The organism is Streptomyces sp. NPDC101194 (assembly GCF_044767885.1).
Classification (GTDB): Bacteria; Actinomycetota; Actinomycetes; order Streptomycetales; family Streptomycetaceae; genus Streptomyces.
In genome coordinates, this window is record NZ_JBIWOS010000011.1 from 26,861 (window position 1) to 39,031 (window position 12,171).

Consider the following 12,171-nt stretch of genomic DNA (forward strand, 5'->3'; position numbering starts at 1 on the left):
CCCGCCGACCATGGCTCGTGCCATCACGTTGATCCGCTCTGCCTCCCTGTCCGACGTTGCCGAGTATGCCTACGCGGCCACGGCGCCCGCTGAGTCACGCCTGATCTTCCTCGCCGGGGCGTGTCCGCTGAACGAGGACGGCTCCACGGCAGCGATCGGTGACTACGCGGGTCAGGCTACGAAGGCCATCGAGAACATGCAGGCTGCCCTCGCTGCCTCAGGTGCGTCACTCCAGGACGTCATCAGCACAAGGGTTCTGGTCGCATCGGCCCGGCGAGAGGACCTGGTGGCTGCCTGGGAGGTGGTCCGGGACTCGTTCGCCGACCATGACGTCCCAAGCACCTTGATGGGCGTCACCGTGCTCGGCTACAAGGACCGACTCGTCGAGATCGAGGCCGTCGCCGCCGTGCTCGATTCTTGAGCCCACTGACACGCTGTGGCGGCGTGACCAGCAGCCTTCGCCGGCGGCGTGAGCGAAGACCACACGCCGAACCACTGCTCGGCACCCCACGCCTCGAACCGTTCCAGCTCGGTGAACCCCAGCTTCGCCGCGAGGTGCATCGAGCGGGTGTTGGCGCTCTGGGTGTAGAGCACCACCGGCTCACCGGGCAGCGCGCCGGCAAACCAGTCGAGTGCCGCTGTGCACGCCTCGGTGGCATACCCCCGGCCCCACGCCTGCGGCAGGAACAAGTAGCCGAGCTCGGTCCCGCCGGCCGCCAGACGGTGGTTGCTCGGACTCTCGGGGGCATGCGGTTTGAGCTGGATCGTGCCGATCATCGCTCCGTCGAGCTCGACCACGAACCAGCCACGGCGCTGCCCAGGCACCTCGGGCATCATGCGTTCGAGCTCGGCGCGCGGTCGAGGGCCACCAAGGTAGGTGTTCACCTCTGGCGAGGCGTTCAGCTCGATGGCCGTCGCGCGGTCCCGGGCCTCGGACTCGCGGAGTACGAGCCGCTCGGTCTTGATCGGGGCAGGTGGCCAGGCGAGGGCTCCGTGGTCGGTCATGCCGGCCAACCTAACCAGCAGACTCAGAAGCGATCAAGACTCGCCGACCGATCAACCCATCGACCCGGGCCTCGCCCTCAAATCACCGACGGGGCCGGGCCCTATAAGCCACGCCTGTCAGGGACGCGGCCCGAAGGACCCGTGCCATCACGTTGTCCGACGCCACAGAAGTCGAGCCAGAACCCGGCTTCGGGAGGCAGTGCCGAGGGCCGCGGCGTCCGAATGGTTCACAGGATGCGGCACCAGTTGCAGCGCTCAGTGGCGGTACGCGGCTGTCGCGATCTCGATGAAGGATCGGATCAAGGGGTTGGTGTCACCTTCGTTCCACACCGCCACCACTCGGCTCGGCGCCATGTCGGCCAGCGGTACCAGGGCCAGCTCCGCGGACAGGTCGTGTCCGAGCGGGGCCAGACCGACCGTGCCGTTCCACAGCACGGCCTGCAGGCATTCCTGGACTGCGCGCACCACGGGGCCCTCACGCGGCCTGCCGCCGTTCCAGTACGACTGCCAGATGGGATCGGTGCCTTGTGGAAACTGGAACCAGCGGCGGTCACTCAGCTCAGCCAGCCGCAACCGGTCGCAGCGGGCCAGCGGATCGTCGGCGCGCAGGACCACGCCGACCGGATCGGTTCGCAGCGCACGCATCGTCAGGGTGGTCTCGTCGAACGGCGCCCGGGTGAGGGCGACGTCGACCAGTCCGGCGCGCAGCCCGCACGTCGGGTCGGTCAGATCGGTGTCACGGACGCGGATGTCGATGCCGGGGTGGCGTCGTCGGTAGGCGGCGGCCAGCCTGGACACTCCCGGGTCGGTGCCGTCGCCCAGGATGCCGACGGTGAGGATCGCGACGCCGGCCGCCGCGCTCACGCGTGCACGGACGCGGTCGGCATGGTCGAGTAGGGCCCGCGCCTCGTCGAGCAGCACCCTGCCCACCGGAGTGAGCGTGACGCCGGTGGGCGAGCGGGCGAAGAGCAGGGCCCCGACGTCGGCCTCCAACTGCTTGATCGCCCGGCTCAGCGGCGGCTGGCTCATGTGCAGTCGGGTGGCGGCCCGGCCGAAGTGGAGTTCCTCGGCGACCGCCACGAAGTAGCGCAAGGTCCGTAGTTCCACGCTGCAACGATACCCACGAGGTATCGCCGCTGCGGGATGGGTCTTGGACACCGGCAGAGCCCCGGCGGTGCACTGGTGAGCATGACCGAAGAAGCGAAGACCAGCGAGCCGCAGACCGACCCCGCCGTATCGGTGGTGGGTCCCGGCGACGGCGAGACGATCGTTCTGGGCACGACGCGCATGCGCGTCCTGGAGGACGGCAGCCCCACCGGGCACCGCCTCGCGATCGCCGAGTCCGTCCTCGCCCCGCGCACCCAGGGACCGCCGCAGCACCGCCACGCCCAACACGACGAGGGCTTCTACATCCTCTCCGGCACCGTGCGGTTCACCGTGGGGGACGAGGACCAGGACGCCACCACGGGCACGCTCGTGATGGTTCCGCCAGGCACCCCGCACACCTTCGCCAACCTGACCGACCAGCCCGCCGTCATGCTCAGCACATTCACCCCCGACCTGTACGTGCAGTACTTCCGAGACCTCCAGGAGGTGCTCACCGGCGGCCGGCCGCTGACGCGACAGGCCGACATCGATGCCATGAGCCGCTACGCAACCGAGCCCGCCACCGACCGCGCCTGAAGCCGATGGGAAGGAACGGCCCAGCCACCCGCCTTGCGACCGGCGAGGCCGTGGCGCTGCCGCCTTCCCGTCCGGCCCCCTCGGACGACGGACCGGGCCTTCTCCAGGGGCTTCCCCGGCAATCGACGCAATCGACGGGCCCGGCGAACCGGTGGCCCATGAACGGGAACGATGAACATCACCTACTGGATCGTCGCCGGACTGCTCGCCCTCTTCTACTGCTACGCGGGAACGCTGAAGGTGATCAGCAGCCGCGACCGACTCCGCCCGATGATGGCCTGGGTCGACCGCGTACCCCTGCCCGCCCTCAGGGCGCTGGGGACGGTCGAAATACTCGGCGCGACCGGCCTGGTCCTGCCACCTCTGACCGGCATCGCACCCTCGCTGGCGCCGGCCGCGGCCATCGGTTTCGTCCTCCTGCAGACCGGTGCGATCGCCATGCACCTGACCGGCGAAGACCGCCGGATCGCACTCAACGTCGGGCTCACCGCCACCGCGGCGGTGACCATCTGGCTGGCCACCAGGCTGTGATCGAGCACGGTCCTCGACCGGAGGATGCGCATACCGGGCCGGCCGGCCCTCGGCCGCTGTCATTCCTCATGAACATCGAACATGCCGTCCACGCGCTGCTCGGTGAGGCGCACATCTGCCGTCGCAACTCGTGAACGTCCCAGGCGATCAGGCCCTTCTCCTCAGCCTGGGCCCGGAGTTGCGTGAGGCAGCGGTCCAGGTCCCGTACCGCTGCCGGCGGCAGAACAGGTAGTACACCCGGCCCCAGGGTCCGGAGTGTTCTGGGACATCCCGCCACGGCGCCCCGATCCGGGTTCGCCATCTCCTGGCATCGATCGGTTGCCGCCGGATTTGTGTCGGAGGCCGCCCCGGCAACAGCGGCTGGAGCCAGGTCCACTGTGCGCCCGTCAGGTCGTCACGTGCCGCAGACCGGGATCACTGCTGTCCGGGATCTACTTCCGATGCCCGCCCCTGGCGTCCCGGTACTGATCCCTGACCTCGGGGCCCTGCTGGAAGCCGGCTGACTTGTAGGTGGCGACGGCGCCGACATTGGAGCTCGGGGCGCAGACGAGCGCGCTCGACGAGCCCAGCTCCTGAAGTACGGACGCCGCGGCAAGGGTGATCGCCTCGCCGTGACCGTGACGGCGATGTTCCCGGTGTACGCCCATCGGTTCGAGCAATCCTGGCCTGTCCGGACCGGCCGACCACACCGTCACCGCCGCCACCGCGTTGCCCTGGTCGTCCCACGCGACCAGACACCGGGCGTCGACGTACGGCAATCCGGCCGCCATCGCGTACCAGCGCTCGTCCGTGAACCTCGACCCGTCGAACGCGGCCCGATGTACGGCGGCAAACACGTGCGCCTGCTCCGGCCCGACCAGCTCGATCCGCATGCCTGGATCCTTCACCGGATCGGTGAGGTCGCGGCGCAGCGGCGTCCACGGCTCGTCGGTGTTCCAGCCGTCCTCGCACAGCAGATCCCGGACCAGTACGCCCATCGGCGTCTCGATGTTCACCCTCCCCTCGGGCAGCACGCCGCACTCCGGCTCGGTCACGTCTTCGAGCAACTGCTGCGCCAACTCCTCGTCCCGCTGGGCGTCCGGCGCGATCGTCAGCCGCAGCAGCCCGGGACCGTCCAGCAGCCCGACGGCGAGAATCTGTCCGTCCCGGCTCCACGTCCTGACCGCCGCGGCGGTCGCTTCCGCACCCAACCGCCAGAGCCAACCCAGGTCCCCCGGATGCAGTTGCATCGGCGCCCCGTCGTTCTGCCACTCCCGCAGCACGCCCACAGCCCCGCTCAGCCCGTCGATGCCCGGCTTGCCCAACGTAATCACCATGCCCCCGATCGCACACCACGGCACCGACGGTCCGCACTCGGATTCCGATCGGTCGGCATGGTGCGGGTCCTGGAACTCGGGCCGGCATTTCGAGCTTCCGAGCGGCCATGCAGGAGCGGACCGTCCCGTGGCAGACACCGACGCGGTGTTCCTCGGCCAGCCGATGAAGGACGCGCTGGTACGCCCCCTCCCGCAGCGACCTGGGTGCCGACCTCCGGCATGTTGATGTGATCGAACACCGGCGCTTCGGGGACGGAACGGTCCCGGTGCCCCGGTTCGGCCTGCCCCAGGTCGGCCCAGGACGGGGGCGCCCTGCGACACCATGTGGTCGACGAAGCGTGCTGCGACCGCTTTGCCGACCACATGCGCAAGCGGCTCGGAGCATCGGACGGTGGCAGTCGTCGACTGCTACACCTTCCGCGCCACGAATCCCCACTGGTCGACCGGCGCAAGGTCCTCGTCCTCGGCTCGCCAGAGAGTGATCGAACCGAATCCGGGCTCGACCAACTCCATCCCCTCGGCACTGGCGAGGATCTCCTCCGGCCGGCGCACCAGATACGGCGGGGTGTCGCCCGACGCATACGCCTCCTGCGCGGCCAGCGTCTGGGGTGTGGCGACCGTGTCACAGAGGACCAGATGGCTTCCTGCCACTGTGCCGGCCATGTACCGCCGCATGAGTTCGATGCCTGCCTGCGGCTGGAGGTGGCCCAGCGTGGACAGCACCATGACGGCCACGGGTTGTGACATGTCCAGGGTGCGCGCCGCTTCCTCAAGCACCCGCTCGGCTTCCCGCATGTCCGCGTGCACGTAGTCCGTCAGCCCGTCCGGTGCACTCGTCAGCAGGGCACGGGCGTGTGCCAGGACCAGCGGGTCGTTGTCGACGTACACGATGCGAGCCTTCGGCTCGGTGCTCTGCGCAACCTCATGGGTGCTGTTCTGCACGGGAAGCCCGGTGCCGATGTCAAGGAACTGGGATATTCCCGCTTCGGCCAGATACCGCACCGCACGCGCCTGAAAGGCCCTTGAGGCCAGGGCGAGTTCCCGAGTCTGGGGATAGCTCGCGATGACCTGGTCTCCCAGCTCCTGGTCCACCGGGTAGTGGTCCTTGCCGCCGATCCAGTAGTTCCAGACGCGGGCCGAGTGCGGGACAACACTGCGGAATTGCTCTGCATCGTATGACTCGTGCTTCATAACAACCTCTTCTATCACGGTTGTTCGCGCCTCACGCCCACGCCTCGGCGTGCCAGGATGGTGTGTGCCCGCCCATGCGCGAAGAGTTGGCACTGCGGCCGGTCCGTTGCACGGACATCGGCGGCCGCCCGTCCCCTGAGCGTCCGGGGCGGAGCGGTCGTGAGCGCGAAGAGGAACGGCAGTCTCGGCAGCCACTGCGCATACGCGAGCACGTCGGCGTCGTCCCGTGATCCATCGATTCCGTGTGTGCATACGCACCGGAGGCAGTGTGCCGCTCGCCACCGGGCAGGCAGCAAGAACCCTGGCAGCCCGTGGATCTGCGACATCGACAGCGCCCATCCGCACGCCGTGCCGGTCCTGAACCCAGCTGTTGATGGGTCGTCGGCTGCGGAGTTCTCACATCGTGTGGGCCGGGACGTCATGGTGCGACCAGTGCCGGTGTGGCAGAAACCCGGTTCAGTCCAGCTCCAGCACCCCCACCGTCTCATCCCCACTGGTCTCTCCGGTCGGGCGGAATCCGAGTCCCAGATAGAAGCCTGCCGGGCCATCCGTACCCGGGTGCCAGGTGGCGGTCAGACGTGTGCCGCCACGACGCCGGATCTCGGTGGCCACGGACTCCACCGCGAATCGTCCGTAGCCCCGTCCCTGCTTTCCGGCCGCGATGTTGAGGCGCCAGAGCCCGGAGCGGAAGTCCGTGCCTTTGCCTGTCCAGTCGATGTCGAAGAAGGCCATGAGGAACCCGACGGCCTCGTCGTCGTCGCAGATGAGGCGGGGCCATGCGACAGCGGTGTGAACATATGCCTCGGCGAGAGACTTCATCACTGGTGCCACCAGGTGTTCCTGATCGGGGCGGACCCTCAGGTCGATGGCAGTCTCGAAATTGTCAGGAGTGATCTCTTGCAGGTGCAGTGAACTCGGCATGTCTACACCCTATGCAGGCACTGCAAGGGATTTTCGCCCGCCGTCGGCCGGGCCGGTGCTTCTCGGTCGAGCGCTCCGGCGTCATCACCGCTGCCCTGAGACCTACCGCACTGCGGAGCTTCTACGCTGCGCCGATCGTTCTCGGTCGAGTGAGGGCGACAGCAGGTAGGGGTGCGCCACGTGTGCTGTGAGTGATCTGCGTACGGCGGCAGTTGCGACGACACGCCGTCGCGCCGGAGACGGCGCGGGGCAAACCTGTCGTGCCGGAATGGCGAAGACGGATGAGGCAGCGCCCTCCGTAGCGCCTCGGGTCGTGCGGCGCTTCAACGGTTCCGGTTCCGCCACGGCTCGCGCGTGAGGTCGGACGGTCGGGACGTTCCGGCAGCGCCGAACTCGGAGCAGAACATCTGCGGAACCGCTGGATCCGGCGGCCACCGCCGTCGTACCGGCGGATACCTCCGCGGGCGTGCAGGTCAGGATCGAAGGAGAGGACTTCCTGGTCCTCCGGGCGGCAGTCGAACCGTGATCACCCCAGGGCGCACGTCCAACGAGTCCCGAGGCGCAAACGGCGGACGGCCGGTCGGCCGAACCGGGTGGGCCTGGTCGGGAACCGATCCGCTTCGGGAGTTCCGCCAGGTGACTCAATCACTTTCGCCGTGCTCGCGCATCGCGATCCGGGCCAGCTTCGTCAGCATCAGGCCGTTGCGGACCGCGACAATGTAATCCACGGGCAGTCCGTGCATCCGGGTGCCGGGGCCCCGCAGCGGGTGCCAGTCGAGAACGAAGAGGGTGTTGTCGCCCCAGGGGATCAAGTTCATGGCGATGCGGGCCGCGCCGAAGGGATCGGCCTTCGCCTCCAGTTCGAGGCGGTGTCGCGGTTCGCAGATACGGACTACGCACGTGTCGTCGAGAGTCAGTGGGCCGGCCCCGACTCGGACTTTCAGACGGGCGCCCACTTCTGGCCAGTGCGGGTCCGCGGCGAGGACCCGCCGGGTTCCTGTGACCCACTCCCCGTAGCGGTGGCCGTCGGACAGCAGGCCCCAGACCTCGGACGGCGAACTGAGGATCAAACGGTAGTTCCGGGCCACGCTGAGCACGCTCCTTCTGCAGAACGAGGGAAATGGGAAGGCTGCCGATCGTTGTTCCTCCGGGACGAGGCCGTCCGGCACAGCAGGCGCTGGGGAGCCATGAAGCCCGGCGTGGCAACCCGTCGACGGGACTCGGGCGCTTTCCGTCGATCGCCCGCGCGGAGCGCTTCGTCACCGCTCGTACGGGGCGATCGGCCGAGCACGCGTGGAACTGCGGGAAACCCTCATCCCTTACCGCTTTCACCGCACCATGGATGAACTCCGTCCTTCGCACCGCCCGGCGCATGGCCGCTTCGACGAGACCGAGCCGTCGACCCGATACCGATGGCCCCCGGATGCTCACGCCGGTCGGCCGTCGTGATCCTCGGCACGACGGCTCGGCGCGGCGGTACCGGGCTCCCGGTCCGGCCGCCCACGGACTCGGCCTCCAGCCTCATGCCGGTCTCACCAGCTGCACAATCCGACAGGCCCATACGGGGCTGAGCTGAAAGGATTCCGAAGGAACCGTTCTCTCCGTCGAGCCCGGCTTGCCGCCCACGGCGAGTCGTTCGCACACGCCGGCGAGCGGAACGTCGGCGGAGCGGCCGACGTCGACGCACAGACTCAGCCGCGTGTCGTGGCTCCCGGGCGGACCACATCGCGGTAGAGCCGGAAGAGGCCGACTTGCCCGACCCCCTCCGCGTGCTCCTCCAGGAGCGACCAGCACTGCGCGACGAGTTGACGGGCCTCGGTGCCGGCCCAGGGCCGGGGCAGCAGCTCCGGGGGCAGGAGGGGATCGGGTTCCATGGCGCGGGTGAACTCCGCAGCCAGTTCGATCGCGATGGCCAGCCGCTGGGGACCAGGGAGGTCGGCGTCCTCCTGGAGCCGGCGCAGCCGCGGTCGGGCGACGGCGGCAAGTCGCCGGTAGCGGTCGGCGATCTCGTCCTGCGGCCACAGTGCGCGGGCGAGTGCGGCGGGCTCGTGTTCGTCGCCCTGGCGCAGGTTGTCCGTGGTCAGCAGTGTGAGGTGGTCGAGGACATCGAGCTGACGGGCCTGGTCTTCGACGTACGGTTCCCAGGCGTTGGCGCTCAGGTAGAGCCCGCCCTGCACGGCGGCACCGCCGAGCCGGGTGAGTGCGGCCCGCAGGGCGTCGCGGGCGGTGCGGGCGGTCTCGGGGACCGCGAAGGCGACCAGGTGCCAGATGCCGTCCCAGGGTGCGAGGCCCGCGTCCTGCTGGAAGGCGTGCGCGACGAACTCGACGTCGGGCCCGAGAGCCCGCTCGGTGGCTCCGACGGCCCGCAGGACTGCTTTGCGCCCCCTGCCGTCCTGGGCGAAGCGCCCCTCGGTGACCAGCCGCTTGACGCACAGTCGCACCTGTTGGTCGGTCATGCCGAGCAGTGGGGCGATGGCGTAGAGCTCGCCGGTGTCGACGGTGTGGTCGGTACGGATCAGTGCCTCGACGAGCGTCCTCGTGGGGACCTGGACGGCCGGTTCCGAAGTGCGGGGTGAATCCGTTCCAGGCATGAGGTGGTGGCCCTTTCGAGCGTCGTCGCGACGATTGATCAAGGTGCTGCGGCGGACCGCCGAATCGAGGAGCGATCGGAATCGGTTCGATCGTTCACGAAAAGAGTACCGTCGGCTCATGGGGACTGAGAGTGATGCCGACCACCTCGACCAGGTCCTGATCGGAGGCCGCGAGGCGCGGCCGATCGTTGTCGTCGCCCCCGATCCGGGCTGGGGCGACCAGTTCGTGGCGCTCGCCGTGAGAGTCCGCCGTGCGCTCGGGGGAGGCGGCGCGGGTCGAGCACATCGGATCGACCTCGGTGCCCGGGGCCGGCGGCGAAACCGATCACCGGCATGCTGCTGATCGTCGAGGACGCCGACGCCGAGGAATCCTTCGTCCCGGCACTCGTGGCAGCAGGGTTCGAACCACGGGTGCGCGAGGGAGGCCATCGGATGCTGCGCACTCCCGAGCGCGATGCACATCTGCACGTCCATGGCGAGGGAGCGGGAGAGATCCAGGACTACCGCGATCTGCGCGACTGGCTGCGCCATGACCGGGCGGACCGGGACATGTACGCGGCGAAGAAGCGCGAGCTCGCCAAGAAGGAGGAGTGGCCGGACATGAACGACCGCGCCCAGGCCAAGGACGATGTGGTGGCTCTGGTTCTCGCACACGCCCGTGCGCGGCGTGCCGGCGGGCGCGCGCAGGACGACCGGGCCACGACCTGAGCGTTCCTTCCGACGCCGGGCCCTCGCGCCCGCGCGACGCGCTTCACAGGTCGTTCCGGAAGGAGCTGAGCAGAGCGGCTGTCTCCTCGGTGCGCTCGATCTGCGGCAGGTGCCCGGTTCGCGGGAAGAGGTGGATGCGTGCCCCGGGCAGGGCGGACGCGGCGTCGATGAGGTGACGGGCGGGGAGGATGCGGTCGTGGGCGCCCCAGGCGACGAGCACGGGGACATCGAGCGCCGAGACCTCCGCGAGCGGCTTCGTACGCCAGTCGGGACGTACGCCGCGCCAGGAACCGAGGTCGCGGGCCACCTGCCGCAGCGTCAGCGAGGACACGCGTGTGGGGGCACGAGCGGTGAGCTGCATCGCGATGGCCCCACCGAGGGAATTGCCCACGGCGTGCACGGCGGACGTGAGGCCGAGTCGGTCGAGCACCCGCTCGACGTGCCCGGCCAGTGGGACGTGCCGGCAGTACTCTGCCGGCACGTCGTACCTCCTGTTGCGTTTCACTCGGCCGGGGTCACGTCGATGACCACGCCGTCACAGGGGCCGTCGTCACCGACCAGGTCGGGCACATGGCGTGCCAGGTCGAGGAAGAAGCGTTCGGCGTCGACGGCTGTCTCCGGCGGGTGGACACCGAGAGGGCCACCGGTGCCGTCCAGTAGTTGTGCGAGCCCCAGCGCCAGGGGCAGACCGGTCGCCTCCGCCATGTCGTCGAGCAGCGCCGAGGCACCGGGTGTATCGGCGAGCCGGGCCAGAACAGTGACCCGGCGGCCGTCGCGGGTGCCCGTGGCGGTGGCGAAGAACGGGGGCAGTGACCCCGGCCCCTTGCGGGTCATGGCACCCGCGGTGGCCCGCAGCGCCCGGGACACCGAGGGCTTGGCCAGATCGGCCGCCGCAGTCTCGTTGGTGAGTTTCCCGGCGTCGATGTCGCGGCGCAGGACATCGAGGTAGGCCACCGTGCCCGGGGTGACGACCATGAGGTTGGCCGCCTCGCCGGCCGGTCGGAAGCTGCGGTGCAGCGTGACCGGCTCGGGGTGGCCGACGGTGTAGGCCGTGCCGGCGCGTCCGGCGGACACGGAGAGGGCGACCGGCAGGAGCGGTCGCCGGTGGACGAGCCGGCCTTCACCGACCACCGCCACTTCCCCGCTGATCTGCTCCATCCAGTGCACGGCGGCCGCGCTGGGACGCCCGTCGGGGTCGCTCAGCTGCTCGTCGTCCCTGCCGGTGCCGGAGACGTCGACGGGCCATGCGGTGTACAGGTCCTGGACATGGTCCAACTGCTGGACGGCGCGCGTGGCCAGCAGATTGCTGACACCGGGGCTGGCGCCCATTCCCACCACGGCGCGGATGCCGGCGGCCCGGGCCTCCTCGTCCAGGCCGAGCATCTGCAAGGTCGGCTCCCAGTCGTCGCAGATGTCCAGGTAGTGAGTCCCGGTCGCGATCGCGGCACGCAGCACGGTCAGGCCGAAGCGGTAGTACGGACCCACGGTGTTGAGGACGACGTCAGCGCCCTCCAGAGCGGCGTGCAGGGCGCCGCTGTCGGTCACATCCACCTCAAGCGCCCGCAACGCCGCGCCACCCGTACCGTCCTCGCCGAGTCGGCGCACCAGCGCCCGAGCCGCCTCCAGGTGCCGGTCGGCCACCACGATCTCGGTGACGCCGTGGAGTCCGGCCGCCACGCGTACCGCCACGGCACCCATCGCTCCGGGGCCACCGAGAGCCAGAATCCTCATCACGCACTCCATTCTCGCATGCAATACGATCGTAGACGATGCGATCGCATTCGATAAGAACGATTGTCGATGGAGAAGGATCATGACCGATCCGCACAGCACTGATTCGACCCCCTGTGGGCCGGCCGTGGCAGGACATCGACACATCGGGCCGGGCTGCGCCTCCCCCGGGCCTCATGTATCCGTCGTCATCGTCGGCGCGGGGTTCGCGGGCCTCGGTACCGCCATCCGGTTGCTGCAGGAGCGCCACCGCGACCTGCTGATCCCGGAGCGGGCCGACGAGGTCGGCGGCACGTGGCGGGACAACACCTGCCCCGGATGCGCCTGCGACGTGCCCTCGTGACGGTCTTTCAGCGCACTCCTGCATGGATCGCCCCGCGCCGGGACCGGCCGGTCCCGACATGGCAGCGCCGCCTGTTCCGGCCGGCTCCACCGGTGCAGCGCGTGGCGCGCCGCCAGTCGGCAGGGCGTGCGCCCGAGGACTGCGGGCCCGT

14 protein-coding genes and 2 pseudogenes are annotated in these 12,171 nt (G+C 69.6%); 5 read left to right on the top strand and 11 right to left on the bottom strand.

Annotated features, from left to right (window positions below; translation table 11 throughout):
• Positions 1 to 10: 10 nt before the first annotated feature.
• Complete coding sequence (locus tag ACIRP2_RS31655; protein WP_404256315.1) at positions 11 to 421, top strand: RidA family protein; 411 nt, start codon at positions 11 to 13, stop codon at positions 419 to 421.
• A gap of 38 nt (positions 422 to 459) precedes the next feature.
• On the opposite strand, the pseudogene ACIRP2_RS31660 reads toward ACIRP2_RS31655, so the two are convergent.
• Positions 460 to 1,005 (bottom strand): annotated as a pseudogene (locus ACIRP2_RS31660) (GNAT family N-acetyltransferase); the annotation flags it as partial.
• A 255-nt stretch (positions 1,006 to 1,260) separates the two neighbouring features.
• A complete protein-coding gene (locus tag ACIRP2_RS31665; RefSeq protein WP_404256317.1) occupies positions 1,261 to 2,112 on the bottom strand; it encodes a LysR family transcriptional regulator in 852 nt (283 codons plus the stop codon).
• An 81-nt stretch (positions 2,113 to 2,193) separates the two neighbouring features.
• On the opposite strand from ACIRP2_RS31665, the gene ACIRP2_RS31670 reads away from it, so the two are divergent.
• Positions 2,194 to 2,688: a cupin domain-containing protein gene (locus ACIRP2_RS31670; RefSeq protein WP_404256319.1), complete on the top strand. Its 495-nt coding sequence runs from the start codon at positions 2,194 to 2,196 to the stop codon at positions 2,686 to 2,688.
• 171 nt (positions 2,689 to 2,859) lie between these two features.
• Positions 2,860 to 3,219 (top strand): DoxX family protein, encoded by a 360-nt coding sequence (locus ACIRP2_RS31675; protein WP_404256321.1) that lies wholly within the window; start codon positions 2,860 to 2,862, stop codon positions 3,217 to 3,219.
• A gap of 147 nt (positions 3,220 to 3,366) precedes the next feature.
• On the opposite strand, the gene ACIRP2_RS31680 is transcribed toward ACIRP2_RS31675, so the two are convergent.
• The 7 genes from ACIRP2_RS31680 to ACIRP2_RS31710 all read right to left on the bottom strand — a co-directional run bounded on the left by ACIRP2_RS31680 (position 3,367) and on the right by ACIRP2_RS31710 (position 9,524).
• Positions 3,367 to 3,573, bottom strand: coding sequence for a transposase (locus ACIRP2_RS31680; RefSeq protein ID WP_404256323.1), 207 nt, complete (start codon positions 3,571 to 3,573; stop codon positions 3,367 to 3,369).
• A 77-nt stretch (positions 3,574 to 3,650) separates the two neighbouring features.
• Positions 3,651 to 4,535: a GNAT family N-acetyltransferase gene (locus ACIRP2_RS31685; RefSeq protein ID WP_404256325.1), complete on the bottom strand. Its 885-nt coding sequence runs from the start codon at positions 4,533 to 4,535 to the stop codon at positions 3,651 to 3,653.
• A gap of 408 nt (positions 4,536 to 4,943) precedes the next feature.
• Positions 4,944 to 5,726, bottom strand: a complete 783-nt coding sequence (locus ACIRP2_RS31690) for an SAM-dependent methyltransferase (protein WP_404256327.1) — start codon at positions 5,724 to 5,726, stop codon at positions 4,944 to 4,946.
• A gap of 456 nt (positions 5,727 to 6,182) precedes the next feature.
• Positions 6,183 to 6,647, bottom strand: coding sequence for a GNAT family N-acetyltransferase (locus tag ACIRP2_RS31695; RefSeq protein WP_404256329.1), 465 nt, complete (start codon positions 6,645 to 6,647; stop codon positions 6,183 to 6,185).
• Between the two features lie 641 nt (positions 6,648 to 7,288).
• Positions 7,289 to 7,735: an SRPBCC family protein gene (locus ACIRP2_RS31700; protein ID WP_404256331.1), complete on the bottom strand. Its 447-nt coding sequence runs from the start codon at positions 7,733 to 7,735 to the stop codon at positions 7,289 to 7,291.
• A 603-nt stretch (positions 7,736 to 8,338) separates the two neighbouring features.
• Positions 8,339 to 9,238, bottom strand: coding sequence for a PaaX family transcriptional regulator C-terminal domain-containing protein (locus ACIRP2_RS31705; protein WP_404256333.1), 900 nt, complete (start codon positions 9,236 to 9,238; stop codon positions 8,339 to 8,341).
• A 94-nt stretch (positions 9,239 to 9,332) separates the two neighbouring features.
• A complete protein-coding gene (locus ACIRP2_RS31710; protein WP_404256335.1) occupies positions 9,333 to 9,524 on the bottom strand; it encodes a hypothetical protein in 192 nt (63 codons plus the stop codon).
• Here ACIRP2_RS31710 and ACIRP2_RS31715 point away from each other — a divergent pair.
• Positions 9,449 to 9,946, top strand: coding sequence for a GrpB family protein (locus ACIRP2_RS31715; protein WP_404256786.1), 498 nt, complete (start codon positions 9,449 to 9,451; stop codon positions 9,944 to 9,946). The genes ACIRP2_RS31710 and ACIRP2_RS31715 overlap by 76 nt on opposite strands.
• A gap of 43 nt (positions 9,947 to 9,989) precedes the next feature.
• Here ACIRP2_RS31715 and ACIRP2_RS31720 read toward each other — a convergent pair whose 3' ends face one another.
• Both ACIRP2_RS31720 and ACIRP2_RS31725 read right to left on the bottom strand, forming a co-directional pair.
• Positions 9,990 to 10,427, bottom strand: coding sequence for an alpha/beta fold hydrolase (locus ACIRP2_RS31720; protein ID WP_404256337.1), 438 nt, complete (start codon positions 10,425 to 10,427; stop codon positions 9,990 to 9,992).
• Between the two features lie 20 nt (positions 10,428 to 10,447).
• A complete protein-coding gene (locus ACIRP2_RS31725; protein ID WP_404256340.1) occupies positions 10,448 to 11,677 on the bottom strand; it encodes a saccharopine dehydrogenase family protein in 1,230 nt (409 codons plus the stop codon).
• A 145-nt stretch (positions 11,678 to 11,822) separates the two neighbouring features.
• On the opposite strand from ACIRP2_RS31725, the pseudogene ACIRP2_RS31730 reads away from it, so the two are divergent.
• Positions 11,823 to 12,017, top strand: a pseudogene (locus ACIRP2_RS31730) (NAD(P)-binding protein); the annotation flags it as partial.
• Positions 12,018 to 12,171: the final 154 nt, after the last annotated feature.